We start from the raw sequence: 4,345 nt of genomic DNA on the forward strand, positions 1-4,345 counted from the left end.
CTCCATGTCACCGGGGTATTTGCGGCGATCGACAAGAAAAATCCTGGCGTATTACTAGAAGCGGTTAAGCTGGCGAAAAAGCACGGTGTACTTGTTTCATTTGATCCGAATTTACGGTTGAAATWATGGACGATAGAAGAGGCAAAGGCAGCGTTTGAGTTGATTCTGCCATATGTGGATATCGTGTTATCTGGAGAAGAAGAGGCTGAACTCCTTTTTGGTAAAAAGACGATTGAAGAATATATCACGCTTTTCAAAGAGTATGGCATCCAAGACATTATCTTAAAGCGCGGCGCAGAAGGATCGGTCGGCTATCGTAACGGTGAAATTCATTATGCTGCCCCTGTTAAGCCGAAGGTGATTGTCGATACAGTCGGTGCTGGTGATGGGTTTAATGCCGGATATATTTACTCGTACCTAAATAAACATAGCCTAGAAGAATCGCTCCAATTTGCGAATGTGATCGGATCAATGGTAGTAAGCGTAACTGGGGACAACGAAGGGCTTCCATATTTAGATGACGTGCTCGTTAGACTCGGGAAAAAACATGAAGTGGAGAGGTAGGCGATTTTGATGAAGTTGCAACTAGCATTAGATCGTCTCACACAAGATGAATGTCTCACTATATTAGAAGAAACTAGCACCTCTATTGATTTAATTGAAATTGGAACCGGTGTCATAAAAGAATATGGCATGTCGATCATCGAAAGAATAAAAAGTGTTTACCCAAATATAACGATTGTTGCTGATATGAAAACGTGTGATGCAGGTAGGTCAGAAGCAGAGCAAGCATTCCAAGCAGGGGCTGATATTACTACAGTGATGGCTTTTGCCCATGATGCCACCATTAAAGAGATGCTCCAAGTAGCAAAAAGTCACAACAAAAGAGTGATGGTCGACCTCCTAGGAATTACGAGTTCAAAAAGGATTCAACAACTTCAGAGTTTGGGAGTGGACTTAGTTAGTTTGCATATCGGAAAGGATATGCAAGGAGATGGAAAGAATGCTACAGCTGATCTCTTTCGTTTATTAACAGATGCAAATGAGTTCGAAGTGTCCGTAGCAGGTGGGATTGATGAAGCATCCTTGCCACAATTTTTACCTCATACTCCGGATATTTTCATCGTCGGTGGTGCGATTACAAAGGCTAGAGACCGAGCTGAGATGGCGAAAAGATTGAAGGGAATGATCTCTCCTTGAAAACAATGATTGAAACCGTGGTTAAAGAAGTAACGGAGGTTCTTGCAACTGTAAAGGAAGATCAAGCCATTGATTTTTCTAAAGAACTAAAAAAGGCACATCGCATTTTTGTGCTTGGGGAAGGTCGCTCTGGATTAATGGGTAAGGCTTTTGCAATGAGATTAATGCATGCAGGATATAACGTCTATGCTGTTGGGGAAACGATCACACCAAGTATTCAAGAAGGCGACCTGTTAGTGGCGATCTCAGGATCAGGGACAACGGGTTCCATTGTACAAACAGCTAAAAAAGCAAAAGAAGTAAACGCAGTTGTGTTAGGTGTTTCAACGGATGCAAGCTCTCCATTAGCAGAGGTGAGYGATTATCTATTAGAGATCCCAGCTGCAACGAAGTACAGACGTGCAAGTGAKCCTGATACGATTCAACCTCTTGGCAATCAATTTGATCAAAGTCTTCATCTATTGTTAGATGCGCTGATTATTTATAGTGTGAATCAAACAAATAGTCATGATGAGATGAAAAATAGACATGCAAACTTAGAGTAGGGAGAGACAAAAAAATGACGGATATTAAAGTATCACAAGAACAATTAAAAGAATTAGTCGTAAATAGATTAACAGAAGCTTCACTTATTAAAGAGCATGCCAAAATCGTAGCTGATGTATTGGTACATGCTGATATGCGCGGTGTGAGCTCACATGGGGTTCTTCGCACAGAGCATTATGTAAAGCGCTTAAACGAAGGCGGCATGAACCCAAACCCTGAATTCAAGGTAACAAACACAGGTCCTTGCTCAGCGATCTTTGATGGTGATGATGGCCTGGGTCACGTTGTGGCAAAGGAAGCAATGGAAGTGTCAATTGAAATGGCGAAAAAGAACGGAATTGGAATGGTTGGAATTATTAACAGTAGCCACTGCGGTGCCCTTTCTTACTTCGTTCAACAAGCTGCAGAACATAACTTAGTTGGGATGGCATTAACGCATACAGATAATATTGTTGTTCCTTTTGGAGGAGCTAAGCCTTACTTTGGCACAAATCCAATTGCATACGGTTTCCCTGCTAGAAAGAACAAGCCAGTTATTCTTGATATGGCTACTAGTAACGTAGCATTTGGTAAAGTCTTACACGCGAGAGAGGCAGGAGGAGATATCCCAGCTGATTGGGGAGTAGATGAAAAGGGTCAACCAACAACAAATCCACACGATGTATCTTATTTACTTCCTTTTGCTGGGCCTAAAGGATACGGACTGGGAATGGTTGTCGACATTATGTCTGGTATCATGACAGGCTCTAGCTTTGGACCAAATATCGCTAAAATGTACGGAGACTATGATAAAAAACGCAAGCTAGGTCATTTTATCTTTACTATCAACCCTTCGATGTTTACGAATATTGATGATTTCCTAGATTCAATGGATGAAATGATTGATCAAATACACGAAGTAGAACCAGCTGAAGGGTTCAATAAAGTGTTAGTACCAGGGGAGCCTGAACAGTTAAAAGAAGAAGTGGCTCAAAGCGAAGGAGTGCCTGTTACTAAATCGGTTTATGAATACCTAGCAAATAAACAATAGGTTGTAAACGGTTACTAAATGCCGTCAAAATATAATTTTCTTAGGGGGAAATGAACATGAAGAAGCTTAAAGGATTTGTAGTAGGTTCAGCTTTGTTAATGATGCTTGCTGCTTGTGGAGGTAGTGATACAGAAACTACGGCAAATGGGGCAGATACAGATGAAAGTGGAGCATCTGGTGAGACGATCAACTGGAGAATGGGGCATTTAGCTGCTGAAGATCATATTTGGCACCAAACGGCAGAGAGGTTTGCTGAGCTTGTTAGTGAGAAAACGGAAGGTCAAATTGACATTTCTATCTATCCGAATAACCAACTTGGCGGAGAGACGGAAGTATTAAATAGTGTTAGAGGTGGAAATGTAGACTTACTAATTACTGGTGAAACGATGCAAAACTGGGCACCTAAAGCTGCATTACTAGCTGTACCGTATGCATTCCGTGACTCCGATCACCTTAAGGCAGTTGTTGAAGGCGAAATTGGTCGTGAGATTGAAGAAGAAATCGTTGAAAAGGTAGGGGTTACTCCTTTATTCCATATGGAGCGTGCACCTCGTAACTTAACTTCTAACGAGCCAATCTCCACTCCAGAAGACTTAAATGGATTTAGAATGCGTGTACCAAATGTTCCGTTATTCATGGATTCTTGGAATGCAGCAGGAGCAGGTCCACAAGTAATGGATTTCAATGAAGTATTTACTGGCTTACAACAAGGAGTAATCCATGGCCAAGAAAATCCAGTAGACCTTATTCACAGTGGCGGACTTTATGAAGTTCAAGAATACGTAAACTTAACTGAGCATGTCTACTCTTGGATTTATGTAGTAGTGGGGAACTCACAATTCGAAGCATTAAGTGAAGATTTACAAGCAGCAGTTATGGAAGCAGCTGAAGAAGCAAAAACATACGGCGATGAGCTATTTGTCGAAGAAATTCAAAACTACCACGACACTCTCGAGGCTGAAGGCATGACATTTAATGACGATGTAGACCAAGATGCGTTCCGTGAAGCAATGGAGCCGGCAATTGAAAATGCTTTATCTGAAGAGCAATTCGAGCTTTATCAGCAAATTTTAGATGTTGAATAATAATGAAGTCCTAGAGACGTATCAACTAGACGTTGATACGTCTTCTTCCTAAGAAAGGCGATGAGGAGTATGAAACCGCTAAAACTTTTAGATAGAACCCTAGAAGTATTAACTGCCCTTTGTTTTATCGGTATTATTGTCGTTGTATCCATGCAAGTTGCTACAAGATTTTTACCTTTTTCTGCAGTATGGACTGAAGAGTTAACTCGATATTTATTTATTTTTGCGGTATCTTTTGGAGCTCCGYTAGCTATGAAACGTCAAGAATTTATTAGTATTGATTTCATTTTGAATGCAATACCGGCAAAGTTCCGGAATTATTATAAAGCTTTTACGCAACTCTTGGTAATCGTCATGAGCGGTTACATTGCTTATTATGGTTATTACTTTATGTTACTAGGTCAAGGTCAACGTTCTGCCACGATGAATATTGAGATGTCTTGGATTCATGCCAGTATAGGAATCTCAATGTTACTTATTGGCG

6 protein-coding genes are annotated in these 4,345 nt (G+C 40.8%); all 6 read left to right on the forward strand.

Going from position 1 to position 4,345, the window contains the following annotated elements:
• Positions 1-564 (forward strand): sugar kinase (locus AB685_RS27045; RefSeq protein WP_047973694.1); only part of this gene is annotated, 564 nt, incomplete at its 5' end.
• Between the two features lie 9 nt (positions 565-573).
• Entirely contained in the window at positions 574-1,200 is a 627-nt protein-coding gene (gene hxlA, locus AB685_RS27050) for a 3-hexulose-6-phosphate synthase (protein WP_047973695.1), read from the forward strand.
• 5 nt (positions 1,201-1,205) lie between these two features.
• Complete coding sequence (gene hxlB, locus AB685_RS27055; protein WP_047973698.1) at positions 1,206-1,745, forward strand: 6-phospho-3-hexuloisomerase; 540 nt, start codon at positions 1,206-1,208, stop codon at positions 1,743-1,745.
• A gap of 14 nt (positions 1,746-1,759) precedes the next feature.
• Positions 1,760-2,776 carry an ureidoglycolate dehydrogenase gene (gene allD, locus AB685_RS27060; RefSeq protein ID WP_047973696.1) on the forward strand — a complete coding sequence of 339 codons (1,017 nt, stop codon included), beginning with the start codon at positions 1,760-1,762 and terminating at the stop codon, positions 2,774-2,776.
• A 56-nt stretch (positions 2,777-2,832) separates the two neighbouring features.
• Complete coding sequence (locus tag AB685_RS27065; RefSeq protein WP_347230885.1) at positions 2,833-3,861, forward strand: TRAP transporter substrate-binding protein; 1,029 nt, start codon at positions 2,833-2,835, stop codon at positions 3,859-3,861.
• A 69-nt stretch (positions 3,862-3,930) separates the two neighbouring features.
• Positions 3,931-4,345 (forward strand): TRAP transporter small permease (locus tag AB685_RS27070; protein WP_053073971.1); only part of this gene is annotated, 415 nt, incomplete at its 3' end.

It is taken from the genome of Bacillus sp. LL01 (assembly GCF_001037965.1).